The sequence below is a fragment of the Arthrobacter crystallopoietes genome, from assembly GCF_017603825.1.
Taxonomy (GTDB): domain Bacteria; phylum Actinomycetota; class Actinomycetes; order Actinomycetales; family Micrococcaceae; genus Crystallibacter; species Crystallibacter crystallopoietes_B.
Genome location: NZ_CP072014.1, coordinates 3,291,744 through 3,317,070 on the forward strand (window position 1 = coordinate 3,291,744; position 25,327 = coordinate 3,317,070).

The following is a 25,327-nucleotide window of genomic DNA, read 5'->3' on the forward strand; positions in this document are numbered from 1 at the left end:
ATCTTTAGAGACATATCAAGAGAAGGATGAGAGGGATCATGGGCGACCATAGTCACGGCAGTCCGAAATCCTCGGGCACCGTTGCTACGGCTGGTCAGAGCGAAGTGGAGAAGTTCCAGGATCCTGGACTTCCGCCACACCGCCCGCGCCTTGCCGACAAGGATCCCCGGGCCGAAAAGCGTGCCGAGAAACAGGTTGCGATTCTGTTCGTAATCTCCATCATCGGTACCCTGCTTTTCTTCGTGGGATACTTTGCCATCCGTTTGGATGAGACCATTGCAACGCTGCGACTGCAGAACTTTTTGCTCGGTATGGGCACTGCCTTTGCCATGCTCGGAATTGGCGTAGGTATTGTCCATTGGGCAAAGACCCTGATGCCCGATCACGAGATCGCTGAAGAGCGGCATGCGGTCCGAACCGAAGAAGACCGAGTAATTGCGGAAACGATGGTCACCGAGATCATCGAGGAAACGGGCATCAAGCGCCGCCCGCTGATTCGCAACACACTCCTGGGTGCCATGATTCTCGCGCCGCTGCCGGCGATCGGGATCCTGCGCGACCTCTCAGATGAGCTGAATCCAGACGTGCTGAGGCACACAATGTGGGATGCAGGAGTCCGCCTTACCCGCGACCCGAGCGGCACACCGATCAAGGCGTCCGATGTCACCATCGGATCGGCGTTCCATGTGATTCCGGAAGGCCTGAACGAAGCTGAGCACAAGCTGGAAGAAAAGGCCAAGGCCGTCGTCCTGCTCATGCGTCTCAATCCGGAGGACCTCCATGTATCCCCCGGCCGCGAAGACTGGAACTACAACGGCATCGTTGCCTATTCCAAGATTTGCACCCACGTGGGATGCCCGGTCGCTCTTTACGAGCAGCAGACGCATCACCTGCTCTGCCCCTGCCACCAGTCGACGTTCGACCTGACCCAGGAATGCAAAGTCATTTTCGGTCCGGCCACACACGCCTTGCCGCAGCTGCCTATCAGCGTTGACGACGAGGGATACCTGGTTGCAACCAGCGACTTCCACGAACCCGTCGGACCTAGCTTCTGGGAGCGTGGCTAATCATGAGTGCTTCGACTTCATCTGATACCTATCAGCCGAAAACCAGTCTCGGACGTGTCACCAACTTCGTAGATACTCGAGTTGGCGGTTCATCCATCGTCAAGGAATTCGGCCGCAAGATCTTCCCCGACCACTGGTCATTCATGTTCGGCGAAGTTGCCTTGTACACCTTCGTCATCCTGCTGCTGTCGGGAACGTTCCTGACGCTGTTCTTCGATCCGTCGATGGCAGAAACGCACTACGACGGATCCTACGTCCCGCTTAAGGGTGTAGAAATGTCGGTCGCATATGCTTCAACCTTGGATATCTCTTTCGATATCCGCGGTGGACTCTTTATGCGTCAGTTGCACCACTGGTCGGCGCTGCTCTTCGTAGCGTCCGTCTCGGTGCACATGCTTCGTGTGTTCTTTACCGGAGCCTTCCGTCGTCCGCGTGAACTCAACTGGCTCGTCGGCTGTGTCCTCCTGATCCTCGCTCTGGCAGCGGGCTTCACCGGCTACTCGCTGCCGGATGATCTTCTTTCCGGCAACGGTCTGCGCATCATCGATGGCGTTATCAAGGCGATTCCGCTTATCGGTACTTACCTGTCCATGCTGATCTTCGGGGGCGAATTCCCGGGCACGGCTATCGTGGGACGTCTGTACGTGATGCACATCCTCGTGGTCCCCGCGCTGATTCTTCTGATGATCGCTATCCACCTGTTTATGGTTGTTGTTCACAAGCACACGCAATACCCCGGCCCGGGCCGCACGGAGACCAACGTTGTGGGCTTCCCTGTTGGACCGGTATACGCCGCGAAGGCAGGCGGCTTCTTCTTCATCGTCTTCGGTGTGGTTGCAGTCATCGCAGCGAACTTCCAGATCCTGCCGATCTGGGATTACGGCCCCTATGACCCCTCCCCTGTTTCCGCCGGTACCCAGCCCGACTGGTACATCGGATTCGTGGACGGTGCGCTTCGGCTCATGCCAGGTGTCCTGTGGGGCTTCCCGTTCGAATACGTGCTCTTCGGCAGTTTCACCCTGTCGCTGAATGTATTGCTCCCGGCCCTCGTTCCGGCTGGTATCCTGTTCGGCCTCATGTTTGGCTGGCCGTGGATCGAACGCTGGGTAACCAAGGACACTCGCGAACACCACATCCTGGACCGTCCGCGCAACGCTCCCTTCCGTACAGCAACCGGTGTGGCCGGCGTCATCTGGTACTGCGTCATGTGGGCAGCAGCCAGCTCCGACCTCATTGCTACACACTTCTTCGTGTCACTAAACGATGTCACCTACTGGCTCCGTGCGCTGTTCTTCATCGGACCGATCATCGGGTTCATCGTGACCCGGAGGATCTGCCTCGCGCTGCAGCGCAAGGACCGGGAGATCGTTCTCCATGGCCGCGAGACCGGACGTATTGTCCGTCTCCCCCATGGTGAGTTCATCGAGGTCCATGAGCCGCTGAATGACTACAAACTGCACCGCTTGGTCAGCTTCGAGTCCCCAGAGGTCCAGCCGGCCGAGCCGGACGCCAATGGAAAGATCTCGGGCACGGAGAAGCTACGTGGACGTTTGTCCCGCTTCTTCTTCGAGGACCGTGTTGCTCCGGTTACACCGGCCGAGCTCACAGCCGCCCATAGCCATGGCGACCACGACGAAACCGAAACCTCAAAGAGCAAGGCTGAAATTTCCAGCCATTGATCTCAACATCATGGAGGGCGGCTCCACCACTGCTGGTCCGGAGCCGCCCTCCGTTTTAATGCTCACGTCGATGAATAACTAGTCGACGTTGATCGGGCAGGGTGAATCATAGCGCGGCCGGAATCTGGGCTTGTGTGAGTACCAGCTCACCAGCCCACATAGCAAAGATGACCAATCGGCCTGTGCCCGTCAGCAGATGCCGGTAATGCCCGGGTCGCCGACTCACCAGCGTCCAGACGCAGCATGTCCTCAGAGGCCTTGCCTGCCCCCTGGAGGCCCTTAGAACCGCTTAACGTTGTAGGAACGCGGGGACCGCCCGCCGGGCCGCTGGAGGGGCACCCACAGTTTGTAGCGGTCTGCCCGGTAATATGAGATCGAAAAGTCGGCCATCATTCTCGATACGTAAGCGTGGCGTTGGATCTTAAGCAGTGGGGCGCCGATGTCGACGTTCAGCAACCTGGCGATAGACGGTTGCGCCGCTGTGGCCTCAATAGTGTCCTCGCCCCACTCCATCACCAAACCGTAGCGCTCACTGAGGACGTTGTAGAGGGATGTGGGAGGCGGATCATCGAGAATGCCAGGAACCCGGCTGGCAGGAATGAAGTTCTCATCCACACTCATCGGATCACCGTCGGCTAGCATGAGTCGACGGAAACGGACCACAGGCTGCCCCTCTTCGATCTGCAGCTCGCGTGCAACCAGCGGAGCGGCGCCGATCTGCTCAAAGCTCAAGACGCGGGCGTCCGGGACCATGCCCCGTCGCTGCATCTCTTCGCTATAGGAAGTCAGCTTCACCTGTAGATCCAGTTTGGGCTGGCTCACGAAAGTCCCAAGCCCCACGATGCGTTCCAGCACCTGTTCGGCAACCAGCGAATCAATGGCCTGCCGCACCGTCATACGTGCCACACCGAAACGTTGGGTTAGTTCTCTTTCAGAGGGAAACGGCCCCCCGGGCTCGCAATTCTCCTTCGCATGACGCCGGAGTATGTCCCGCAGTTGAGCGTGCTTGGAGGTTCTGGACGCATCGTCGATTTCTCCGGGAATAGCCGCTGCTGCTTTTGATACCATGACACTCCCCTCATCCGCTGACGCAACGACACTATTCTAGCCCGGTCTAGACCACCTGTTTCCCATGCCATTAAGGCAGCACGCCCGACGAACCACATGTCGACGCGTGCACGCCGAGCGGGACGGGCGCGCCACGCCAGCCTTTGTGCCCGTGCGGTTAAACCTAAAGGGCCCGGAGCATGATGCTCCGGGCCCTTTAGGTCAGCTTTCACTTAGTGCGCGTGGTCGCCGCGGCTGTATTCATAAACCCAACCGATGAGTGCGACGACCAGCAGGCCGACGCCGATGTAGGTGATCCAGAAGCCCACGGCCAGGCCGAGGAAGCCTGTTGCAGCCGCGAGGCTCAAAACCAGCGGCCACCAGCTCCAAGGGCTGAAGTGCCCCTGTTCGCCGGAACCTTCGTGGATTTCTGCATCCACCCGGTCCTCAGGACGGGCACCAACACGACGGCCGGTGAACCACAGGTACCCGCCGATCATCGCTGAAAGACCCGCCGTCAGAAGCAGCGCCAGATAGCCGACGTGCTCCTGCCAATCGACCATGAAGCCGTAGACGACGGCAACGAGCGCAAAGAACGGAGCGAGTCCGATAAAGAGCCAGGATTCAACCTTCATGCGCTATGCATCCTCTCGGTCGGCCGGTCCGAAGACCTGGGCGGCCGGAGCGGGTTGCTTCGGCGTGTGTTTGGGAGCGAGCTCCGGATGGTGCAGATCCAGGGCAGGCCGCTCGGAACGGATCCGAGGCAAGGACGTGAAGTTGTGACGCGGCGGCGGGCAGGAAGTCGCCCACTCCAATGACGCACCGAAGCCCCAGGGATCATCGACCTCGACCTTTTTGCCATTGCGCCATGTGATGTATACGTTCCAGAAGAATGGAATCAGCGACGCGCCGAGCACGAACGAGGAGATCGTGGAGAACTGGTTCATCGCGGTGAAGTTATCTTCGGGAAGGTAGTCCGCGTAACGACGGGGCATACCGATGACTCCGAGCCAGTGCTGGATCAGGAAGGTGCCGTGGAAGCCGAGGAACAGGAGCCAGAAGTGGATCTTGCCGAGGCGTTCATTGAGCATCTTGCCCGTCCACTTCGGCCACCAGAAGTAGAAGCCGGCGAACATGGCGAAGACCACGGTTCCGAACACTACGTAGTGGAAGTGCGCGACGACGAAGTATGTATCTGACACATGGAAGTCCAGCGGCGGTGACGCCAGAATGATGCCGGTCAGGCCGCCGAAGAGGAAGGTGACCAGGAAGCCAATGCTCCAAAGCATGGGAGTCTCGAACGTGATCGATCCACGCCACAAAGTGCCGATCCAGTTGAAGAATTTCACGCCGGTAGGCACCGCGATCAGCATGGTCATGAAGGCGAAGAACGGCAGCATGACCGAGCCTGTGACGTACATGTGGTGCGCCCAAACGGTCACAGACAAGGCGGCGATGCCGATGGTCGCATACACCAGGCCCTTGTAGCCGAAGATCGGTTTGCGGCTGAACACCGGGAAGATTTCGGAGACGATGCCGAAGAACGGCAGGGCGATGATGTAGACCTCAGGGTGTCCGAAGAACCAGAAAAGGTGCTGCCACAAAATGGCGCCGCCGTTCTCCGGGTTGAAAATGTGGGCCCCAAAACGTCGATCTGCTCCCAACGCGAACAGCGCGGCAGCCAGCGGAGGGAACGCCATCATCACGAGGATCGCGGTGACGAGCGTGTTCCAGGTGAAGATCGGCATGCGCCACATGGTCATGCCTGGGGCACGCATGCAGATGATGGTGGTAATGAAGTTGACCGAGCCAAGAATGGTACCGAAACCGGACAACGCCAAACCGAAGACCCAGAGATCTCCGCCCACGCCGGGCGAGAAGGTTGTGCTGGACAGCGGCGCATAGGCAAACCAGCCAAAGGATGCGGCGCCCTGCGGGGTAATGAAACCAGCAACTGCGATGGTACTGCCGAAGAGGAAGAACCAGAAGGCCAGGGCGTTCAACCGCGGGAAGGCAACATCCGGTGCGCCGATCTGAAGCGGCATGATCACATTGGCAAAGCCGGCGAACAGCGGCGTTGCGAACATCAGCAGCATGACTGTGCCGTGCATGGTGAACAGCTGGTTGTACTGCTCCTTGGTCTGCAGGATCTGCATACCGGGTTCAAACAGCTCGGCACGGATGACCAGCGCCATCACGCCGCCGAGGCAGAAGAAGATGAACGACGCAATCAGGTACATGTACCCGATGGTCTTGTGGTCCGTCGAAGTGATCCAGTTGACGACGATGCGTCCCTTGGAGCGGGGAACGACGCGCGGCGCTACTGTCGTGCCGGTTTCATCGGCGGTGTACTCGTAAGTAGACACTAGTTTTCCCTGCCTTCCTTACTCAGCCGATTCGGCATACGGGTTGCGGTCATATTCCTCACCGATCTGACCGTCTTCAAGCTCGCTCATGCGCTGCTCGAATTCGGCTTCGGAGACGACCTCTACGCGGAACAGCATTTCCGAATGGTACTCGCCGCAAAGCTCGGCGCACTTTCCATCGAAGACGCCTTCGCGCTCAGGAGTCAGCGTAATGTAGTTGGTTTTCCCCGGGATCATGTCCACCTTCTGCAGGAACGCAGGTACCCAGAAGGAGTGGATGACATCGCGGGAATTGAGCTGCAGTTCCACGCTCTGGTTCACCGGCAGGTAAAGAGTGGGCAAAGTCTCCGGGATACCGGTTTCGCCGGTCAGGTGCGCCTGAACGCCTGAGAAGTACTTGTCTTCCGAGACGTAGTTGAAGTCCCACGACCACTGCTTACCGCGTACATCAATGATCTGATCCGGGTTGTCGTCCCGAGCCGTGATGGCGCTCATGTCCTTTTCGGTGAAGTAGAACAGCACCATAACCATGACCAGCGGTACAGCCGTGTAGAAGATTTCCAACGGCAAATTGTAGCTGATCTGGCGCGGGTAACCCGTCTCGTTCTTCCGGCGGCGGTAGGCCACGATGCACCAGATAATCAGGCCCCAAGTGATGACGCCGATGGCCAGTGCGGCAATCCAGGAGTTCACCCACAAATCGATGATCCGATCTGTGTGGTTGGTCGTACCCCGTTCAGTGGGCAACCATCCCAATCGGACTTCTTCTGAACATCCCGTCAACAACAGCGCGCCTACTACGCCAAGGCCCGTAGCCTTGGTGATCCTGGCGCGCCGACTGCCGGTTCGGTCGTGCGAACTCACAGACGGCCCTTCCTCTTGTTTCGTGCAAGTGATGCGCACGCGGCACGGAGATTTCCGCGCTGAGACCGCGCACGCATATTCAGTTTTACTACTCACTGTAGAGCTTACCCTCACCGATGACGTGGATGTGACAGATTGCCTCAGTGCGTCGGTGTCGGAACCCGGCCCCGGGGTGCCTACAGTGCCTGTTTTAGTGGAACGAATCTCCGCAGGCACAGGAGCCACCGGCATTCGGGTTATCGATGGTGAAGCCCTGCTTGGAAATGGTGTCCTCGAAGTCGATCGAAGCCCCGCTGAGGTAAGGAACACTCATCTTGTCCACGATGACTTCCACGCCGTCGAAGTCGCGCACTGCGTCCCCGTCCAGCATGCGCTCGTCGAAGTAGAGCTGGTAAATGAGCCCCGAACATCCGCCGGGCTGTACGGCAACGCGCAGACGAAGATCTGTGCGGCCCTCCTGTTCGAGCAGGCTGCGGACCTTGCCGGCTGCAACGTCGGTCAGGGCAACCTCGTGCGTGGGCAGTTCAGCCTCGGTCTCGGTTGTGGTCTCGGTTGCAGTGCTGGTGGTTTCACTCATTGCTATTCCTTATCTTTGACTGGCCAGCAGGTGACCTGCTGCTATCACTCAGCGGTGCTCTGGCTCCTTTACCATGTTACGACCCGTGCTGTTATTTCCGGCAACCGGGCAGCCTGCGGCCGTAGGTCCCGTCTCCGCGGAGCATCCTGAACCGATTCAGAGACCGGCCGCGTTAAGGCGTGCCAGCAACAGCGCCTCGGCCAGCACTGCATTGCGGAAATCGCCCAGATGGAGCGATTCGTTTGCGGAATGCGCACGTGAATCGGGATCTTCGACACCGGTAATGAGGATCTGCGCCTGCGGAAACAGCTCGGTCAGATCCGCGATAAATGGTATTGACCCTCCCATGCCTGCCTCGACCGGCTGCGTATTCCACGCTGTTCCAAGCGCCCAGAGCGCGGCCTGCGCGGCCGAGGCGTTTGTGTCGGTGGCAAATGCGTTGCCCCGTTCGCCGGGGGCAAAGGAGACTTCAGCCCCGAAGGGAGCATGGCTGCCGATATGGCGGGCAATCGCTTCCATGGCCGCATCAGGATCCTGGCCAGGCGCCAGCCGCACACTGATTTTTGCGCGTGCTGAGGGCAAGAGAGTGTTGGAGCTCAGCGCCACGCTTGGCACATCCATGCCGATGACCGACAGCGCAGGCTTGTTCCAGAGCCGGTCTGCGATGCTGCCTGTCCCTGCAAGCTGCACTGACTCCAGCACCGAACTGTCCCGACGGAAATCTTCCTCGGGATAGTCCACGGTTGCGGGAGCCGCCGAGACCAGCCCCTCGATGGCTACTTCACCGGCGTCGTCGTGGAAGGTGGAAATGAGTCGGGCCATGAGCGTGGGCGCATCCAGCAATGGCCCGCCGAACATGCCCGAGTGCACGGCGTGTTCCAGGACCCGCAGTTCAATGACCCCGTCTACCAGCCCGCGCAGGCTCGTGGTGAGGGCAGGTATGCCCACCTTCCAGTTGGCTGAATCAGCGACAATGATGACATCCGCACGGAGCAGTTCCTGGTGCGTTTCCAGGAACGTGCGGAACGTCGGGGAACCAGCTTCTTCTTCCCCTTCGATAAAGAACGTCACTCCGACGCCGAAGTCCTCCCCCATGGTCGCCAGCAGCGCCTCCAAAGATGCCACATGGGCCATGATGCCGGCCTTATCATCGGCCGCGCCTCTGCCGAAAAGCCGCCCGTCCTTTTCGGTTGCAGCGAAGGGCTCGGTTTTCCAAAGCCTCGCGTCACCCGGGGGCTGGACATCATGGTGCGCATACAAGAGGACTGTAGGTTTGCCGGGTCCGGCAGGCCGTCTTGCCACCACAGCGGGACCGCCTTCGGTCTCCCCATTGGAAACACTCAGGATCTGTACGTCGGTCAGGCCGAGACCGCGTATCAGTTCGGCAACGGTTTCGGCGCTGGTTGCCAGTTCGGCCGGGTCGAATGCCTCCCACGCTATGCCCGGTATGGCGACGAGTTCTTTCAAGGACGTAATGGTCTGGCCCATCCTGGCATCGACTGCCTGGGCGAGGGCGTCAACGTCGACGGGCTGGGCGCGTCTTGCCGCCGGATAATGGCCGGAATCAGAAGGACTTGTCATACCGGCCACCCTACCCTCGGGCCCGGCACGGGCGGCAAGGACTGCAAGGTATTCTGTAGGGGTGTTTGGACGAAAAAAAGAGGCTCCCTCGCCCCAGGAAACCGTAGACCAGCAGGCCCAGGCCGTCCCTGAACGGGACCAGATGACGGGCAAAGGCGCGCCGACGCCCAAACGGAAGGCTCAGGAAGCCGCGCGCAAGCGTCCGCTCGTTCCGAACGACCGTAAGGCGGCACGGGCCGCCAGCCGGGATGCGCAGCGCGAAGAACGGATCCGCATGCGCCAGGCCATGGACACCGGGGACGAGCGCCACCTGCCGTTCCGCGACAAGGGACCCCAGAAGCGCTTCGTCCGCGACTTTGTTGACGCCCGTTGGGTCCTCGGCGAGTTCCTGATCGTGTTCGCGCTGATTTTCGTTGTACTTAGCTTCATCCGCGACCTGAACGTCCAGGCCATCATTTTGGTCGGTTTCTGGATCCTGCTCGCTTGCGTTGCGATTGACGCCTTCATCCTGGGACGCCAGCTCAAGAAGCGGTTGGTGGCAAAGTTCGGGGAGTCCGAACGCGGTGCCGTTTGGTACGGCGTGATGCGCGGACTGCAGTTGCGCCGGATGCGTCTGCCCAAGCCGCAGGTCAAGCGCGGCCAATACCCCTCTTAAGCAACGCCAGTTAAACCACCGGGGCCGGATCATGACGATCCGGCCCCGGTGGTTTAACTGCTCCTGAATCAGACGGCGGCCGCCTTACGGCTGCGTGCCAGTTCGCGGTTGATACGAGCGGCCCAGAACGGACCTTCATAAAGAAACGCAGTGTAGCCCTGGACCAAGGTGGCTCCGGCGTCCAACCTTTCCTGCACATCTTCCGCCGTTTCAACTCCCCCGACGGCGACCAGCGTCAGCGAATCCCCGACGGCGGTGCGCAGCCGTCGCAGCACCTCAAGGGAACGCTGCTTGAGTGGAGCGCCGGAAAGGCCGCCCGCGCCACACGAGGCGACCTTGCCGGCGTCGGACTTCAAGCCATCGCGCGAAATCGTGGTGTTGGTCGCAATGATCCCGTCCAGTTTCAGCTCGAGCGCCAAACGGGCCACGTCGTCAATGTCTTCGTCGCTGAGATCGGGAGCGATCTTGACCAGCAACGGCACATGCCTGCGTGCCACGGAATCGGCGGTCTCCCCTACTGCCTTCAGCAGGGGCCGCAACGTGTCAACGCTCTGCAGCAACCGCAGGCCCGGGGTGTTGGGCGAACTGACGTTTACCACCAGATAATCGGCGTTGGGCGCGAGCAGACGGGTGCTCTTCAGATAATCCTCCACTGCGTCATCGAGTTCTACCGTCTTGGTTTTGCCGATATTGACTCCGATGACGGGACGGGTAGCGCCCAAGCGGCGCTGGAGAGAGCGCTGCGCCGCGGAAATGCGTGGGCCGACGGCCGCTGCGCCGTCGTTGTTAAAGCCCATACGGTTGATCACCGCCCGGTCCTCAACCAGCCGGAAAAGCCTCGGGCGAGGGTTGCCCGGCTGGGCCGAGCCCGTGATGGTGCCGACTTCAACACAGCCGAAACCCAAGTCGAACAGCGCTTCGATGCCGTGGCCTTCCTTATCAAAACCCGCGGCCAGGCCGAAGGGCGACGGGAACGACAAGCCCAACGCCTGGGTATGCAGCGAAGCATCGGGCGCCGTCAGACGCCGCAGCAGGGAGCCGGCACCGGCACTGTGGGCCAGACGGATCAGCCGGAAACCGATGGTGTGGGCACGCTCCGGATCCATCCAGGAAAAGGCGGCACGAAAGAACAGGGGGTACAGGCGCATGATCCTAGTTTTACGGTAATTGTCCCGGCAACCAAACCTGCCCGGTGAAAGGCTTAGCATGAGTTCAGGAAATGGAGGGAGCCGCATGCCAACGGTCTGGACCGAGGACATTCTCGGCGCGGGTTTTGAATCGGCGACTTTGGAGGTGCCGGCTGCTGCCGGTGGCAGCCGGCGCGCAACGCTCGTCCGGCACCTGCCCGAGGCATCGGGCGTACAGCCGGGTCCGCAGGTTGTGCTGTATCTGCACGGTTGGAGCGACTATTTCTTCAATGCCGAACTCGCCGCTTTCTGGCACCGGCAAGGCGTCTCCTTCTACGCGCTGGACGTCCACAACCACGGGCGGAACCTGCGCACCGCCGGGCAGGAGGCGAACGACGACGTTGCTCCCGCCCCCGAAGATGCGGAGCCAGGCGTCAGGACCATCGGTGCGGGCGACCTGGCGGGCTATGCCAGCGACTTGGCCGACTACGACGACGAGATAGCAGCCGCAATGGATGCGGTGCGGGAGGACACCGCGTCCCGGCTAGACTTGCGGCCCGGCGAGGTGAAGACCATCCTGATGGGCCATTCCACCGGCGGCCTGGTCGCAGCGTTGTGGACGGACCGCAATCCGGGCGCCGTGCATGCCCTGGTGCTGAACAGCCCCTGGCTGGAAATGCACAGGAGCTCGCTGGTACGCCGGGCTGCTGCCACCGTCATCGATCCCATCTCACGGATCAGGCCGGAAGCCGAAATCAGGCTTCCGGCCCGCGGTTTCTACTGGCGCAGCATCAGCAGCGAGGCGGAGGGCGAATGGGATCTGGACCCGAAGATGCGCCCGCAGTACGCTTTTCCAGTCCGTGCCGGCTGGCTTAGCGCCATCTGGCAGGGACAGGCCGCCGTGGACAAGGGCCTCAGCATTAGCGTGCCCATCCTCGTGCTGACATCGGCCCGGAGCGTCTACGGCCCCTTGTGGCATGAGGAAATGAAGTCGGCAGATGCCGTCCTTGATGTCGAGACGATGGCCGCCAGCGCCGTCAAGCTCGGCTCGAGCGTGACCGTCGAGCGCATCGATTCGGCCCTGCACGACGTTTTTCTGTCCAAATCCGAGGTTCGGGCGGACGCGTACCGCCGGCTCGAACGGTGGATTAAAGGCTACGTGCTGGGCAGTTAGCGTGCCGCCCGCCCCGCGGGCTTCGCCGCGTCCACTGCGCCACCATAACGGCGGTCCCGGCGGGCATAAATCTCGATGGCTTCCCAGAGGGTCCTCCGGTCCACGTCCGGCCACAGGGTGTCCATAAACACCATTTCGGCGTAGGCAGACTGCCAGAGCATGAAATTGGAGAACCGCTGCTCACCGGAGGTGCGCAGGAACAGATCCACATCGGGCAGGTCAGGTTCGTCCAAGTACCGCCCGATGGTCTTCTCCGATACCGACGACGCCTTCAGCCGGCCGGAAGCGACGTCAGCCGCAATGGCTTTGGCTGCGTCGGCGATCTCGGCACGGCCACCATAGTTGACACACATGTTCAACGTGCAGGTGCTGTTGCCGAGGGTCTGCTGTTCGGCCACCTCGAGTTCATTCACAACGGACTGCCAGAGCCGGGGTCGCCGGCCGGACCAGCGGATGCGGACGCCCCACTCGTCGAGCTGGTCCCGCTGGCGGCGCAGCACGTCCTTACTGAATCCCATCAGGAAACGGACTTCGTCCGGTGAGCGCTTCCAGTTCTCCGTCGAAAAAGCATAGACGCTGACGTACTTGACGCCGATCTCGATGGCTCCCGCCAGGACGTCGAGCAGTGCTGCTTCGCCCGCGCGGTGGCCTTCGGTACGGGGCAGTCCCCGCTGGTTCGCCCAGCGGCCGTTTCCATCCATCACGATCGCCACGTGCTCGGGTACGAATGTTGCCGGAACCGCCGGCGGAGTGGCGCCCGAGGGGTGCGGATCGGGCTTGCGCGGGGTTTTGGGACTCACACTCTCTCCACGTGTTTGAGGGATTTCAGGGACCGTTCCAAGTGCCACTGCAAATAAGCGGCGACCAGCCCGGCCGCCTCATTCCGGGAACCGGTCGCGGAACTGTCTGCCGCGGGCCAGTCAGCGCTCAGCAAAGCTGCCAGCAACGTCATCGTAGCCGGGGCGGGCGACGCTGAACCCGGCGGCCGGCAGCCATGGCACACCGCACCGCCCAGCGGGGCCGAAAAGGCACTGTGCGGTCCCGGCTCTCCGCAACGCGCACAGTCGGTAAAACTCGGAGCCCAGCCAGCCGTGGCGAGTGACCGCAGCAAGTAAGAATCCAGGATCAGTTCGGGTGCATGGACGTTGCGGCTTAGCGCCGACAACGCCCCGATGACGAGCGCATAGTGCGCAGAGGTAGACTCGCCGTCGATATCGGTCAGTTTCTCGGCAGTCTCGCAGATAACGGCTGCCGAAGTGTACTTGCGATAGTCGGCGGCAATGTCGCGACCATATGGTCCCAGCGTTTGGGCCTGCGTTACGATGTCGAGATTGCGCCCCTTCACCAACTGCAGGTCGGCCACCATGAAAGGCTCCAGCATCGCGCCGAATTTACTGCTCGTGCGGCGCACCCCCTTGGCAACCGCCCGGACCTGGCCATGACGTTTGGTCAGCAGGATAATGATGCGGTCTGCCTCGCCGAGCTTGTGCGTTCGCAGGATGACGCCTTCGTCCCGATAGGTGCGGGAGGCAAAGGATCTGTTGGACACGTAGCTATTGTCCCACCGGCCGACCCGGCTCCGCACAACAGCGCGGAGCCGGGTCGGCCCGGGGAACCGGTTGCATCATTCTCGGCGCGCGCGTGTCAGCTGGCGACGGCGGGGGAAGTAGCCGCTGCGTCGCGCACAGCGCGGTTGACTGCCGAGATCACGGCTTTCAGCGAGGCCATCGTGGTATTCGTATCGATGCCGACGCCCCACAGCACGCGTTCCCCCACGGCGCATTCCACATAGGCCGCAGCCCGTGCGTTGCCGCCTTCCGAGAGCGCATGCTCGGTGTAATCCAGAACCCGCACATCCACGCCGTCCTGGCCGAAAATGTCCAGCAGCGCCGCGATCGGGCCATTCCCTTCCCCGCTACGCCGATTCTGCACGCCGTCGATAGCCATCGTCGCCGTCAGGTGCGTCGATCCGTCCTCGGCCGTATCCGTCTTGACCGAACCGAGCGAGTACCGGCCCCAGACGCGCTCCGGCGTCGGCAGGTATTCGTCATTGAAGATCTCCCACAGCTGCGCACCGCTAACTTCGCCGCCAACTGTATCGGTGCGGCGCTGGATGACGCCGGAGAATTCGATCTGGGCACGGCGCGGCAGGTCCAGGCTGTGTTCATTCTTGAGCAGGTACGCCACCCCGCCCTTACCCGACTGGGAGTTGACACGGATGACTGCCTCGTAGCTGCGGCCCAGGTCCTTCGGATCGACCGGCAGGTAGGGAACAGCCCAGGGAATCTCGTCAACCGTCTTGTCGACGGCTGCGGCATCCTTCTCCATGGCCTCGAAGCCCTTCTTGATGGCATCCTGGTGGGAGCCGGAGAAGGCCGTGAAGACGAGGTCGCCGCCGTAAGGCGACCGCTCGGGCACCGGCAGTTGGTTACAGTACTCCACCGTGCGGCGGATCTCGTCGATATTGGAGAAGTCGATCATCGGGTCGATGCCCTGGCTGAACAGGTTCAGGCCCAGCGTCACCAGGTCCACGTTGCCGGTCCGCTCTCCATTGCCGAACAGGCAGCCTTCGATGCGGTCCGCACCGGCCAGGTAACCCAGTTCGGCGGCGGCCACGCCGGTCCCCCGGTCATTGTGCGGGTGCAGCGAGAGAATGACGTTTTCGCGGTTGTTCAGGTTCCGGGACATCCACTCGATGGAATCCGCGTAAACGTTGGGAGTGGCCATTTCGACGGTGGCCGGCAGGTTCAGGATGACATTGCGGTCCGGCGACATTTCGAAAACATCGGTGACGGCGTTGCAGATCCGTGCGGCGAACTCGAGCTCTGTGCCCGTGTAGGACTCCGGCGAGTACTCGTAGGTCACCTCGGTGCCCTTCAGGCCCTCTTCGTACTTCCGGCACAGCCGTGCGCCCTGCAGGGCAATATCGACAATGCCGTCCATGTCCTGGTTGAAGACCACGCGGCGCTGCAAGACGGAAGTGGAGTTGTAGAGGTGGACGATGGCGCGGTCGGCGCCTTCCAGGGACTCATACGTCCGCTCGATCAGGTGCTCCCGGGACTGGGTCAGCACCTGGATGGTCACGTCGTCCGGAATCCGGTCGCCTTCGATCAGCTGGCGGACAAAGTCGAAGTCCAGTTGAGAGGCGGAGGGAAATCCTACTTCGATCTCCTTGTAGCCCATGCGCACCAGCAGGTCGAACATCTTGTGCTTGCGCTCGGGACTCATCGGGTCGATCAGGGCCTGATTGCCATCGCGCAGGTCCACTGCGCACCAGCGTGGGGCGGCGGTGATCAGCTTGTCCGGCCAAGTGCGGTCCGGCAGTTCAACGGTGATCTGGTCCTGGAACGGAACGTACTTATGGATGGGCATTCCGGAGGGCTTCTGTGCGTTTCGCATGTTCGTTTGGCCTTTTCTTCAGAGTTCTTTTTGAGATTTTGGCCGGGCAACACGAACTCCGCAGCGAGGGTTCGGCCTGTCAAACAGAAGTTCGCGTGGCCTCGCCGCGGCAGCTAAGAAGAAGCAGATCTGCGCGCACAATTTCACATTAGCACGGTGCGTAGGATGAAAGGGAAACCGTGTCAGCGGTCCGTTACGAAAGGAAGTTTGCCTTGGTCCACTCCGGCATTGCCCTGACCCACGTTGATCCCGCGGTACGTCCGCAGGATGACCTGTTCCGGCACGTAAACGGGAAATGGCTCTCGGAAACAGTCATCCGGGCGGACCGGCCATTGGAGGGTTCGTTCACGGCTCTGCGGGACGCCTCGGAAGCCGCCGTGCGCGAGATCGTCGAACAGTCGGCAGCCAGCCCTGACCCACAGTCGCCGGCAGGCAAAATCGGCCTGCTCTATTCCGGGTTCATGGATACGGAGACCATTGAGTCAAAGAAGTTCGGGCCGGTCCAGCCGCAACTCGATGCTATCGACGCCGTTTCGGACCGGGACGCACTGCTGGCCCTGCTGCCGGAATTCACCCGCAACGGAGCCGCCTTCCCGCTGGCGTTCTTTGTCAATAACGACGCCGGGGATCCCACCCGCTATCTCGTCTACCTCTATCAGTCAGGACTGGGCTTGCCTGACGAGGCCTACTACCGCGACGAGGATTTTGCCGACATCCGGACCGCCTACCACGCCTATGCCGTCCGATTGCTGCAACTGGCCGGGTTCGATGCCGGCGAAGCGGACGCGGCCATCTCGCTTGAGCACAAGCTGGCGGCCGGGCACATGGACAAGGTCTCCTGCCGGGATCCGCAAAAGACGTACAACCTCCGCACTGTAGGCGAGCTCTCCGAAGCCCTGCCCTGGGTCCGGCCGTGGCTTGCCGGCCTGGGCGCGGAGGGCAAGAACGTGAGCGAAGTCGTGGTCTGCCAACCGGATTTCGTGAAGACGCTTGGCGGCCTGCTCGAAGACGAGCCCTTGGAAGTCTGGAAATCCTGGTTCCGGCTACAGGCGCTGACGGCGGCGGCACCCTACCTGCACGCTGAGGCGGTTGACACCCACTTCAGTTTTTATGGCAAGACGCTGAGCGGTATTCCGGAGCTGAAAGAGCGCTGGAGGCGGGGTGTGGCGTTCGTGGAAGGTGCTCTGGGAGAAGCCATCGGCCGCGAATACGTGGACCGGCATTTCCCTCCGGCACACAAGCAGCGGATGGAGGAACTGGTCGCGAATTTGATCGAGGCGTACCGGCAGAGCATCACCTCCCTGTCCTGGCTCAGTGCGGAGACGATTGAGCGCGCGCTGGAGAAGCTCGCGGCCTTCCGGACGAAAATCGGCTACCCAACCAAATGGATCGACTACTCCGGCTTCGCCGCGGGCAATGACGTGTGGCAGAACGTGCTGGAGGCGAATGCCTTCGAAGTCCGCCGCAACCTGGCCAAATTGGAAGGCCCGATCGACACGGAAGAGTGGCACATGACCCCTCAGACGGTCAATGCCTACTACATGCCGACGATGAATGAGATCGTGTTCCCCGCAGCCATCCTCCAGCCGCCGTTCTTCGATGCGGATGCAGATATGGCGGCAAACTACGGGGCGATCGGAGCCGTCATCGGCCATGAAATCGGCCACGGGTTCGACGACATGGGTTCGCAGTACGACGGTACTGGTGCGCTGCGCAACTGGTGGACTGACGGTGACCGGAAAGCTTTTGAACAGCTCACCTCCCGTCTGGTAGACCAGTTCTCGGTCCTGAGCCCCGAAGAAGCCCCCGGCAGTACAGTCAACGGCGAACTGACACTGGGCGAAAACATCGGGGATCTCGGTGGTCTGATCATTGCATTCAAGGCGTACCAGTTGAGCCTTAGCGGGGAGCAGGCGCCCGAGATTGACGGTCTCTCCGGTGACCAGAGGTTCTTCTATTCGTGGGCCGAGTGCTGGCGCCAGAAGATCAGGACCGAAGAATCGGTACGGCGGTTGACCATAGATCCGCACTCACCGAACGAATTCCGCTGCAACCAGATCGTGCGCAACATGGCCGAATTCCACAGCGCCTTCGCAGTCAGCGAAGGCGACGGACTATGGCTTGCCCCATCGGAGCGGGTACGGATCTGGTGACTGCTCTGTCTCGTTAAATGCTGTGGGACCTGCCTTCCGGCAGGTCCCACAGCATTTAACGTACATAGGTGCAGTAGCGACTCGCACCTACATCTAGAAACCGCCGGAGCCTTGACAGGTAACCTGGTCGGCAGTCTGTCCGGTGAAGTTGCCGCTCACTCCCCCGGTCGGATCCAGCTTCTCACCGGTGGTGAAGTCCTTCCCGACAGAAACCGTGACGCCGTAACGGGTCTCGGATGACAGGACGTTGGCCTTGGGCACGTTCAGCTCCTCCGCCAGGGCACGCGCAACGTCCTCGAAGCCGGTCGAATAGAAGATTTGGGTGGCAGGGCTGGTGCTCTCGGCCCCGGCCACGGTTTCCGCCGGAGCGCTGAGCAGATATCCCAGCAACTGCAGTTGTTCAGCGACCTCCTCACTGCGGCCTTCGGCGCCGGATCCGTTGAGGACCTGCACCGGCTGCTCCGATGGGTCGAAGGAAAGCGTCTCTTCCGGTTCAGGCTCGGCCGTGTCCGACGGCTTGTCGGTCTCCTCCGGAGCCTCGGTAGGCGAAGCGGAAGGTTCGGGCTCGGAACCAGCGGTCACGTCGCCGTCGTTCCTCAGAATTTCGAACAGCTGCTGCCCTTCTACTTCGTCCATGACCAGTCGGTTCGGATTCGGCTCATACAGCGACGTGGGCAGCGAGACGAAAGCTACTTTGCCCAGGTCGACATTCTTGAGGCGGTCGGCCAAGGCCAGCAGTTTGGTGATTTCGGTCAGGCCTTCGTCGACCGTGAGGTTTCTTGCCACCGCGTCGGCGATGTTGTAGAGCCGGGGTACGTTCGTGAGCGTCCCCTCGGACATGATTTTGCGGGCCATCGAGGCCAGAAAGCTCTGCTGTGCGCGAATGCGGCCACGGTCTCCGCCGTCTCCGAACGCATGGCGCGTCCGCAGGAACGCCAGCGCCTGCTCGCCCTGCACTGAACTGACGCCGGCGGGCAGCACCAGGTTGGAATAGGTGTCGTTGATCGGCTCATTGACGCAGACTTCGACGCCGCCGATGACTTCGGATAGCTCCTTGACGGCGTTGAAGTCCGCCATCATGAAATGATCCACTTCCATCCCGGTCATCTCATTGATGGCCGCGACCGTGCATCCGGGACCGCCGTAGCTCAAGGCCGTGTTCAGCTGGGCGAACTCCTGTGCGGGATATACCTGGCCGGTTTGGGGGTCCTCGCAAGCGGGAATGTCGGTCAGCAAGTCCCGCGGCAGGCTGACCACGGTCACCCGCTCCCGGTCCGCGGAAAGGTTCATCAGCATCATGACATCGGAGTTACCTTTGCCGTCCGACGACGGATCCTTGCCGTATGCACCGCCCGTATTGTCGCGGGAATCGGTGCCGAGAATGAGGATCTGGACCGGGTCGGTGCTCAGATCCACCGGCAGGCCGGTTGCACCGGTGCCCAGGTTCAGCGGCTCAGCAGTGAGGCTGGCGCGCAGGCCCATGACTTTGACAACCACGACGCCGATGCCTGCGATCAAAGCGCAGGCCAGAACTACCGCAACGATTCTCAGCCAACCCATGCGCTTGGAGGAGCGCAGATGCCGGGCGGTGTCGCGCCGGGGCTGGGGGGCTTGTCCCCCACGCACAGGCTGCGCCGGTACACCGCTTTCTTGGAACAGTGGATCATCACTGGAACTGCCGCGACGACCCACGGATATCCCCCTCACTACGGTTAAGTCAATAGAATGCTACATATTTTACGGGCAGGCGCGGTGGAAAGTTGCCATCGACTGCTAGAAGCCGAGCCGTACCAGCTGCTTCGGGTCCCGTTGCCAGTCCTTGGCAATTTTCACATGAAGATCAAGGTATACCCGAGTACCCAGCAGTGCCTCGATGCCACGCCGTGCCTTGGTTCCGACATCGCGAAGCCGCGCGCCGCCCTTGCCGATGATGATGGCTTTCTGGCTTGAACGCTCGACGAAGAGATTGACCCGGACGTCCAGCAACGGATTGTCTTCACTGCGCCCCTCACGCGGAACGATCTCTTCCACCACCACGGCCAAAGAGTGCGGCAACTCGTCCCGGACGCCCTCCAAAGCAGCCTCGCGGATCAGCTCGGCAACCATGACGGCCTCCGGCTCATCAGTCAACTCGCCGCTGGGATACAGCGGCGGAGACAGCGGCATACGCGATATCAAGACATTGGTAACCGTGTCGACCTGGAAGCCATCGGCTGCCGAGACGGGAACGACATCGGCAAAACCATCCGGAAAGACCTCGGCCCCCAGCGCGGTGACGGCCAGCAGTTGCTCCGCCAACGCAGCCCGGTCCACCAAATCGGTCTTGGTGACCAGCGCGATGACCGGCTTGTTCGCCAGCGCGGCCAGCTGGTTGGCGATAAAACGGTCCCCGGGACCGATCTTTTCATTTGCGGGGAGGCAGAAGCCGATCGCATCCACCTCGGAGAGCGTGTCGGCGACCAGATCATTCAGGCGCTGTCCCAGGAGCGTACGCGGCCGGTGCAGACCCGGGGTATCCACCAGCACCAGCTGCGCATCCTCGCGGTGTACGATACCGCGGATCGTATGCCGGGTTGTCTGCGGTTTGGCCGAGGTGATGGCGACCTTTTGCCCGACCAACGCATTGGTCAGGGTCGACTTGCCGGCGTTCGGCCGCCCCACGAGCGAGACAAAACCGGCACGGTAATTCTCCGGCCAGCCTTCGGTCGCCATGGCAACTACTTTGCCTTTGTTTGGACTCATCGTTCTGTCTCCGATTCCGCACCTGCGGGTGCCTGGCTGGCGGCAGCGGCACCGTTGTCGGCAGCCACTGAATTCTCTTGGTCTTTGGGCGGCTGGAACCATACAAGCACATGCGAGACGCGGTTCCGCCTGCCCTCAAGCCTTTCGGCATACAAGTGGAGACCATCGATCTCCACCTGGCTGCCGACAATCGGGACCCGACCCAGGGTTTTGGCGAGCAAACCGCCGACCGTGTCGACTTCCTCATCGTCCAGATCCAGATCGAAGAGTTCGCCGACGTCGTCAATACTGGTGCGTGCGCTGATCAAGTATCGCCCGTCCGGCTGCGGCTCGATTTCGGGACTCTCGGAATCATACTCGTCGACAATTTCGCCAACGATTTCCTCGATCAAGTCTTCCAAGGTGACCAGACCGGCAGTGCCCCCGTATTCGTCGATGACGATAGCCACATGGGTGGACTCACGCTGCAGCTCCTTGAGCAGGTCGCTGACAGCCTTGGACTCCGGCACATACCGTACATCACGGGAAGCCTCATCAACCATGGTCGACGTCGCCGAGCCGGGCCTCGAATGTAGCCGGGCGGCTACGTCCTTCAAGTAGAGGATACCGCGCACTTGATCCGCATTCTCGCCAATGACCGGAATGCGTGAATAACCCGAACGCAGGAACAGGGACATCGCCTGCTGCAGGGTCGAGCCGGAATCGATAGTCAGCATATCGGTGCGCGGCACCATCACGGCACGGACCTTGGTATCGCCGAGCTCGAAGACCGAGTGGATGAGTTCCGCTTCCGCGTCTTCGATCATTTCCGCCTCGCTGGCACGATCCACAAGGTCGCGGAACTCCTCCTCCGAGAAGAACGCGGCATCTGCCCGCGGGGCATTCGGTGCGATTGCGCTGCCCAGGCGCACGAGCCAGCCGGGTACTGGTCCGAGAATTCCGCACAGGAAGCGTATGGCGGGAGCCGTCGCCTTAACCACGGCGGGAGCGTGGATCCGGCCAAACTGGCGTGGCGAAACACCCACCAGCACGAAGCCAACCGCCGCCATGGTAACTGTGGCGAGCAGTCCCGCCAGCCAGATGTTGTCCAGCAGGTCCTGGAAACCCAGGGCGACCGCTACGGCGCCCGCCATTTCAAACCAGACACGCCAGAACCGAAGGGCGTGCAGGTGGGCTACCGGTGCTTGGAGCACCATAGCCAACGTACGTACGCGCCCGCTGGCCAGAAGCTGTTCGGCTTCCTGCCGCGGTAGATAGGTAAACGCTGCCTCAGCGGCGGTAAGTACGGCCGCGAAGAGCGTGAAGGCCAGCGCCATGCCGGCCAGGGCCCCAATGATCAACGCGTGGTCTCCGTGGGCGCTTCCTTGCCCAGGAACGCAGCGAGCAGTTGGCGTTGGAGGGAGAACATTTCCTGTTCCTCCTCCGGCTCGGCGTGGTCGTAGCCGAGCAGGTGCAGAAGGCCGTGCGTGGCCAGCAGCAGCATCTCGTCGCCAATACTGTGGCCGGCCTTTTTGGCCTGCTCATCCGCGACTTGCGGACAGATGACAATGTCGCCAAGGACGCCGGCGGGACTGGGCTGCGCCGCTGTGCCCGGCCGTAGCTCGTCCATGGGAAAGGAGAGCACATCCGTGGGCCCCGGCTCGTCCATCCACTCAATGTGGAGCCGTTCCATGGCGTCGGTGTCGACCAGGATGATGGAGAGTTCGGCTTCCGGGTGCACATAGAGGCTTTCGAGCACAAAGCGGCCGAGGCGGGCCAGGTCGGCTTCGTCGGCGTCGTACTCTGTCTCGTTGTTGACTTCGATTGCCACGTCCTAGCTCTCCTGTTCCGTCCGCCGCCGCCGGGCTGTCGAGGGCTTCCGGCGTTCGTCGTCCCAACGGCCGTAGGCGGTGACGATGTCACTGACCAGCCGGTGCCGGACCACATCCGACGCCTCCAGCATGGAGAAATTGACGTCATCGACACCCTGCAGGATTTCACTGACGATCTTGAGTCCGGAGCTCGTGCCGCCTGGAAGGTCGATCTGCGTGACGTCGCCCGTCACTACCATTTTCGAGCCGAAGCCCAACCGGGTCAGGAACATCTTCATCTGTTCCGGTGTGGTGTTCTGCGCTTCATCCAGAATGATGAACGCATCGTTGAGGGTCCGGCCGCGCATATAGGCCAAAGGTGCGACCTCAATGGTGCCCGCTGCCATCAACCGTGGAATGGAATCCGGATCCATCATGTCGTGCAGTGCGTCATAGAGCGGACGCAGGTAGGGGTCGATCTTGTCACTGAGCGTGCCGGGCAGGAAACCGAGCCGCTCCCCCGCTTCAACGGCCGGACGCGTCAGGATGATCCGGTTGACTTCCTTGTGCTGCAGGGCCTGGACGGCCTTGGCCATGGCCAGATATGTCTTGCCCGTTCCCGCCGGACCGATGCCGAAGACAACGGTGTTGTTGTCGATAGCGTCCACGTAGTTCTTCTGATTCAGCGTCTTCGGACGGATGGTCCGTCCGCGCGAAGAAAGAATGTTCAGCGTCAGCACTTCGGCCGGCCTGGCAACTGATTGCTCGCTGAGCATGCGCAGCAACTGTGCGACTACCTGCGGCGACACACGCGTGTCATTGGCGGCCAGCGTGCGGATTTCCTCCAGCAGGCGCTCTGTGCGGTCGACGGCAGCAGGCGGGCCGGAGATGGAGAGTTCGTTGCCGCGTACATGCAGATTCACGTCGCTGAACTCGGATTCTATGAGCCGGAGCACCTCATCCTGGGCTCCGAGCGCCTTGACCATATGTTCCGACGATTCAAAGTGGATGGAACGGTTACTGGATCCGAGCGGATCCACATCCAGACGTGTTTCCGACATAAAGCGGCCGGCAGGCCTTCCATCTCCCCTTAGCTAGTACGACTGTTGTGTGGGATTGCTGTACATCTCAATGCTACGGCAACGGCCGTATGTCGTTCCCGAAATCCATGCATGACCGGTAGATATCGATCCTGTCTCAATCGTGCATCAGTCCGGTTGAGAGACGGCCCAACCGCCCGTTCGGACGCCGGCAGTATGCCAAGCTGGTTTTTCAGGTACCGGCAGGTGCCGCCATCAGACACCCGTACGCGCACAGGACGCCGCCATGAGTTGAGGAGGAATCCGGTCATTTCCACAGAGCAGCACCACCGGCCGCGCCACGCAGCCCCGCGCCGATTCCGCGCGTGGCTGACAGTGTTGACCCTTGGCTCCATGGTCATGATTGGCTGCACGCCTTCCGGGAATGGCCCCAACGGCCAGACTTCCATGCCGGCGGGCAGCGGCCAGCCGAGCGTCCAGAGCAGTCCGCTGGTGACCAGCGCTCCGGTGGAAACATTGCAAAGTACCGCTTTGTCCCCGGTCTACTGGCTGGGCACGAATGCCGAAACCGTGTTCCTCTACCGCGAGTTCCGCGAAACGGAGGATCTCGGTGATCCGATCACTAGTGCAATCAGCGCGGTCACCAAGCTGCAGCCGCTGGACCCGGACTACTTCAATCCCTGGCAGCCCGCGTCGAAAGTCGGAGCCTCCATCACCAACGGATCCGTCATTACCCTGGATATATCCTCCGACGCCTTTAAGGCCGATGTGGACGCTGGAATAGCGGAACGAGCTGTGCAGCAGTTGGTCTACACGGCCACCGCGGCAGCCGCAAATGCCGGTTTGAGTACTGCGGAAAACCCGCTCGACGTCGTCATCCTGGTAGACGGCCACTCCGGCTACAAGGCATTCGGCCACGTGGAGCTCGGCGAGCCGATGTCCCGCGATGCCCGACTCAGCGCACCGATCTGGATTATTGATCCACAGCAAGGGGCTTCCACTGGAGACCGGGTGGAAGTCTTTGGGCGCGGTGTTGCCTTTGAAGCTCAGTTGTCCTGGCGCATTTCGCGGCTGGAGTCTGCGGAAGACATTGCTGAAGGAACCATCGTCGAAGAAGGTACGGTGCAGGTTGACTCAACTGCAGGTGCAACCGGTGAGTTCCGGTTCAGCCAGGAGCTCGATCCTGGAACATACCGGGTCACGGTTTTCCATCAGGACATGAGCGGCCGGACCGAAGAACCCCAGAACGCGGACAGCAAGGTTTTCACGGTCAGGTAAGCGGGCCGGACGACGTTTAGTTCCAGCGGCCCAGCCGCTCACTGAGCAGCGCGACGGCGGCCGGCCCGGCAGTTGAGGACCTGAGCACATGCGGAGCCAGGATCACCGGCACCGCCCCCGCCTCACGCATCTGCTCAACCTCGCGAGGACTCATGCCGCCCTCGGGCCCAACGATCATGAGAATGCCCTGCTTCAGGTCGCCTTCCGATTCCAACCCACTTCTTTGAACCGCTTCAGTCAGCGACAGCCGGGCGTCCTCATGGAGGATCAGCGCCAACCGGCTCTCGCCAATACGTCCACAGAGCGATTTCAAATCAACCAGCGGCGCCACATCGGGAACGGTGGCGCGGCGAGCCTGCTTCGCGGCGGACCGGACCGTCGACTCCCATTTCGCCATCCCCTTGGCAGCCTTGGCGTCACGCCAGCGGACAATACTCCGTTCGGCCTGCCAAGGAACCACCTCGTCCACGCCCAACTCCGTGGCAGCTTCGATCGCAAGTTCGTCACGGTCGCCCTTGGCCAGAGCCTGGACGAGCGTCAGCCGGAAGGGTGCCGGCGGCTCAGGGGCAACGGTCTCGACGGAGACGGTGAGGCTCTCCGTACCTGTCGAAACGACCGTTCCGGAAAGCCGCATGCCCCGCCCGTCCACGACGTCCACGCTCTCGCCGGGGATCAGTCGCTTAACGGCGACAGCATGCCTGGCTTCGGCACCAGTCAGGACAAATTCCTCACCGGATGCCACCGCCGCCAATGCTCCGGGTTCAGTGAAGAAAACGGGGTTGGTCACT

General features: G+C 61.5%; 22 protein-coding genes. 6 read left to right on the forward strand and 16 right to left on the reverse strand.

Features of this window, described 5'->3' with window-relative positions; translation table 11 throughout:
* Positions 1-38 precede the first annotated feature (38 nt).
* Entirely contained in the window at positions 39-1,067 is a 1,029-nt protein-coding gene (gene qcrA / locus J5251_RS15070) for a cytochrome bc1 complex Rieske iron-sulfur subunit (RefSeq protein WP_139003502.1), read from the forward strand.
* Positions 1,068-1,069: 2 nt separating this feature from the next.
* Entirely contained in the window at positions 1,070-2,746 is a 1,677-nt protein-coding gene (qcrB, locus tag J5251_RS15075; RefSeq protein WP_208574469.1) for a cytochrome bc1 complex cytochrome b subunit, read from the forward strand.
* A 279-nt stretch (positions 2,747-3,025) separates the two neighbouring features.
* Here qcrB and J5251_RS15080 read toward each other — a convergent pair whose 3' ends face one another.
* The 6 genes from J5251_RS15080 to J5251_RS15105 all read right to left on the reverse strand — a co-directional run bounded on the left by J5251_RS15080 (position 3,026) and on the right by J5251_RS15105 (position 9,181).
* The gene (locus J5251_RS15080; protein WP_139003500.1) at positions 3,026-3,814 is read right to left on the reverse strand and encodes a GntR family transcriptional regulator; all 789 of its coding nucleotides are present in this window, start codon (positions 3,812-3,814) and stop codon (positions 3,026-3,028) included.
* 212 nt (positions 3,815-4,026) lie between these two features.
* A complete protein-coding gene (locus tag J5251_RS15085; protein ID WP_139003499.1) occupies positions 4,027-4,428 on the reverse strand; it encodes a cytochrome c oxidase subunit 4 in 402 nt (133 codons plus the stop codon).
* A gap of 3 nt (positions 4,429-4,431) precedes the next feature.
* Complete coding sequence (gene ctaD / locus J5251_RS15090) at positions 4,432-6,159, reverse strand: aa3-type cytochrome oxidase subunit I (protein WP_139003498.1); 1,728 nt, start codon at positions 6,157-6,159, stop codon at positions 4,432-4,434.
* Between the two features lie 18 nt (positions 6,160-6,177).
* On the reverse strand, positions 6,178-7,023 hold the full coding sequence (gene ctaC / locus J5251_RS15095; protein WP_208574470.1) for an aa3-type cytochrome oxidase subunit II: 846 nt from the start codon (positions 7,021-7,023) through the stop codon (positions 6,178-6,180).
* A 190-nt stretch (positions 7,024-7,213) separates the two neighbouring features.
* The gene (locus tag J5251_RS15100; protein ID WP_139003496.1) at positions 7,214-7,600 is read right to left on the reverse strand and encodes a HesB/IscA family protein; all 387 of its coding nucleotides are present in this window, start codon (positions 7,598-7,600) and stop codon (positions 7,214-7,216) included.
* A gap of 156 nt (positions 7,601-7,756) precedes the next feature.
* Positions 7,757-9,181: a dipeptidase gene (locus J5251_RS15105; RefSeq protein WP_139003495.1), complete on the reverse strand. Its 1,425-nt coding sequence runs from the start codon at positions 9,179-9,181 to the stop codon at positions 7,757-7,759.
* A 61-nt stretch (positions 9,182-9,242) separates the two neighbouring features.
* On the opposite strand from J5251_RS15105, the gene J5251_RS15110 reads away from it, so the two are divergent.
* Entirely contained in the window at positions 9,243-9,836 is a 594-nt protein-coding gene (locus J5251_RS15110; RefSeq protein ID WP_074702331.1) for a DUF3043 domain-containing protein, read from the forward strand.
* 68 nt (positions 9,837-9,904) lie between these two features.
* Here the strand turns inward: J5251_RS15110 and J5251_RS15115 are convergent, their stop codons facing one another.
* Positions 9,905-10,984: a quinone-dependent dihydroorotate dehydrogenase gene (locus J5251_RS15115; RefSeq protein WP_139003494.1), complete on the reverse strand. Its 1,080-nt coding sequence runs from the start codon at positions 10,982-10,984 to the stop codon at positions 9,905-9,907.
* Between the two features lie 85 nt (positions 10,985-11,069).
* On the opposite strand from J5251_RS15115, the gene J5251_RS15120 reads away from it, so the two are divergent.
* Positions 11,070-12,137, forward strand: a complete 1,068-nt coding sequence (locus J5251_RS15120; protein WP_139003493.1) for an alpha/beta hydrolase — start codon at positions 11,070-11,072, stop codon at positions 12,135-12,137.
* On the opposite strand, the gene J5251_RS15125 is transcribed toward J5251_RS15120, so the two are convergent.
* From J5251_RS15125 to leuA, 3 genes are all read right to left on the reverse strand, one after another.
* Positions 12,134-12,937 (reverse strand): isoprenyl transferase, encoded by an 804-nt coding sequence (locus J5251_RS15125; RefSeq protein ID WP_240792884.1) that lies wholly within the window; start codon positions 12,935-12,937, stop codon positions 12,134-12,136. The genes J5251_RS15120 and J5251_RS15125 overlap by 4 nt on opposite strands.
* A complete protein-coding gene (gene recO, locus J5251_RS15130; RefSeq protein ID WP_139003492.1) occupies positions 12,934-13,686 on the reverse strand; it encodes a DNA repair protein RecO in 753 nt (250 codons plus the stop codon). Before recO ends, J5251_RS15125 begins: the two co-directional genes overlap by 4 nt.
* A gap of 95 nt (positions 13,687-13,781) precedes the next feature.
* Positions 13,782-15,536, reverse strand: coding sequence for a 2-isopropylmalate synthase (gene leuA, locus J5251_RS15135; protein ID WP_208574472.1), 1,755 nt, complete (start codon positions 15,534-15,536; stop codon positions 13,782-13,784).
* 212 nt (positions 15,537-15,748) lie between these two features.
* Here leuA and J5251_RS15140 point away from each other — a divergent pair, with 212 nt between their 5' ends.
* The gene (locus tag J5251_RS15140) at positions 15,749-17,689 is read left to right on the forward strand and encodes a M13 family metallopeptidase (RefSeq protein WP_208576187.1); all 1,941 of its coding nucleotides are present in this window, start codon (positions 15,749-15,751) and stop codon (positions 17,687-17,689) included.
* Between the two features lie 93 nt (positions 17,690-17,782).
* Here the strand turns inward: J5251_RS15140 and J5251_RS15145 are convergent, their stop codons facing one another.
* From J5251_RS15145 to J5251_RS15165, 5 genes are all read right to left on the reverse strand, one after another.
* Complete coding sequence (locus J5251_RS15145) at positions 17,783-19,249, reverse strand: LCP family protein (protein ID WP_244250683.1); 1,467 nt, start codon at positions 19,247-19,249, stop codon at positions 17,783-17,785.
* A gap of 213 nt (positions 19,250-19,462) precedes the next feature.
* The gene (era, locus tag J5251_RS15150; protein WP_431188524.1) at positions 19,463-20,431 is read right to left on the reverse strand and encodes a GTPase Era; all 969 of its coding nucleotides are present in this window, start codon (positions 20,429-20,431) and stop codon (positions 19,463-19,465) included.
* On the reverse strand, positions 20,428-21,747 hold the full coding sequence (locus J5251_RS15155) for a hemolysin family protein (RefSeq protein WP_208576188.1): 1,320 nt from the start codon (positions 21,745-21,747) through the stop codon (positions 20,428-20,430). The genes era and J5251_RS15155 overlap by 4 nt, the downstream gene beginning before the upstream one ends.
* A gap of 20 nt (positions 21,748-21,767) precedes the next feature.
* Positions 21,768-22,241 (reverse strand): rRNA maturation RNase YbeY, encoded by a 474-nt coding sequence (gene ybeY, locus J5251_RS15160; protein WP_139003489.1) that lies wholly within the window; start codon positions 22,239-22,241, stop codon positions 21,768-21,770.
* Between the two features lie 3 nt (positions 22,242-22,244).
* Positions 22,245-23,282 carry a PhoH family protein gene (locus tag J5251_RS15165; protein WP_139003488.1) on the reverse strand — a complete coding sequence of 346 codons (1,038 nt, stop codon included), beginning with the start codon at positions 23,280-23,282 and terminating at the stop codon, positions 22,245-22,247.
* Between the two features lie 270 nt (positions 23,283-23,552).
* Between J5251_RS15165 and J5251_RS15170 the strand changes: the two genes are divergently transcribed.
* Positions 23,553-24,539: a Gmad2 immunoglobulin-like domain-containing protein gene (locus tag J5251_RS15170; RefSeq protein ID WP_208574474.1), complete on the forward strand. Its 987-nt coding sequence runs from the start codon at positions 23,553-23,555 to the stop codon at positions 24,537-24,539.
* A 16-nt stretch (positions 24,540-24,555) separates the two neighbouring features.
* On the opposite strand, the gene J5251_RS15175 is transcribed toward J5251_RS15170, so the two are convergent.
* The gene (locus J5251_RS15175; protein WP_208574476.1) at positions 24,556-25,326 is read right to left on the reverse strand and encodes a 16S rRNA (uracil(1498)-N(3))-methyltransferase; all 771 of its coding nucleotides are present in this window, start codon (positions 25,324-25,326) and stop codon (positions 24,556-24,558) included.
* Position 25,327: the final 1 nt, after the last annotated feature.

What these genes read in the sequence shown, in the direction of transcription:
- qcrA (WP_139003502.1), top strand. Translation starts at nt 39, where the DNA reads ATGGGCGACCATAGTCACGGCAGTCCGAAATCCTCGGGCACCGTTGCT.
- qcrB (WP_208574469.1), top strand. Translation starts at nt 1,070, where the DNA reads ATGAGTGCTTCGACTTCATCTGATACCTATCAGCCGAAAACCAGTCTC.
- J5251_RS15080 (WP_139003500.1), bottom strand. Translation starts at nt 3,814, where the DNA reads ATGGTATCAAAAGCAGCAGCGGCTATTCCCGGAGAAATCGACGATGCG.
- J5251_RS15085 (WP_139003499.1), bottom strand. Translation starts at nt 4,428, where the DNA reads ATGAAGGTTGAATCCTGGCTCTTTATCGGACTCGCTCCGTTCTTTGCG.
- J5251_RS15100 (WP_139003496.1), bottom strand. Translation starts at nt 7,600, where the DNA reads ATGAGTGAAACCACCAGCACTGCAACCGAGACCACAACCGAGACCGAG.
- J5251_RS15105 (WP_139003495.1), bottom strand. Translation starts at nt 9,181, where the DNA reads ATGACAAGTCCTTCTGATTCCGGCCATTATCCGGCGGCAAGACGCGCC.
- J5251_RS15115 (WP_139003494.1), bottom strand. Translation starts at nt 10,984, where the DNA reads ATGCGCCTGTACCCCCTGTTCTTTCGTGCCGCCTTTTCCTGGATGGAT.
- J5251_RS15120 (WP_139003493.1), top strand. Translation starts at nt 11,070, where the DNA reads ATGCCAACGGTCTGGACCGAGGACATTCTCGGCGCGGGTTTTGAATCG.
- leuA (WP_208574472.1), bottom strand. Translation starts at nt 15,536, where the DNA reads ATGCGAAACGCACAGAAGCCCTCCGGAATGCCCATCCATAAGTACGTT.
- J5251_RS15145 (WP_244250683.1), bottom strand. Translation starts at nt 19,249, where the DNA reads ATGGGTTGGCTGAGAATCGTTGCGGTAGTTCTGGCCTGCGCTTTGATC.
- era (WP_431188524.1), bottom strand. Translation starts at nt 20,431, where the DNA reads ATGAGTCCAAACAAAGGCAAAGTAGTTGCCATGGCGACCGAAGGCTGG.
- J5251_RS15155 (WP_208576188.1), bottom strand. Translation starts at nt 21,747, where the DNA reads ATGGCGCTGGCCTTCACGCTCTTCGCGGCCGTACTTACCGCCGCTGAG.
- J5251_RS15165 (WP_139003488.1), bottom strand. Translation starts at nt 23,282, where the DNA reads ATGTCGGAAACACGTCTGGATGTGGATCCGCTCGGATCCAGTAACCGT.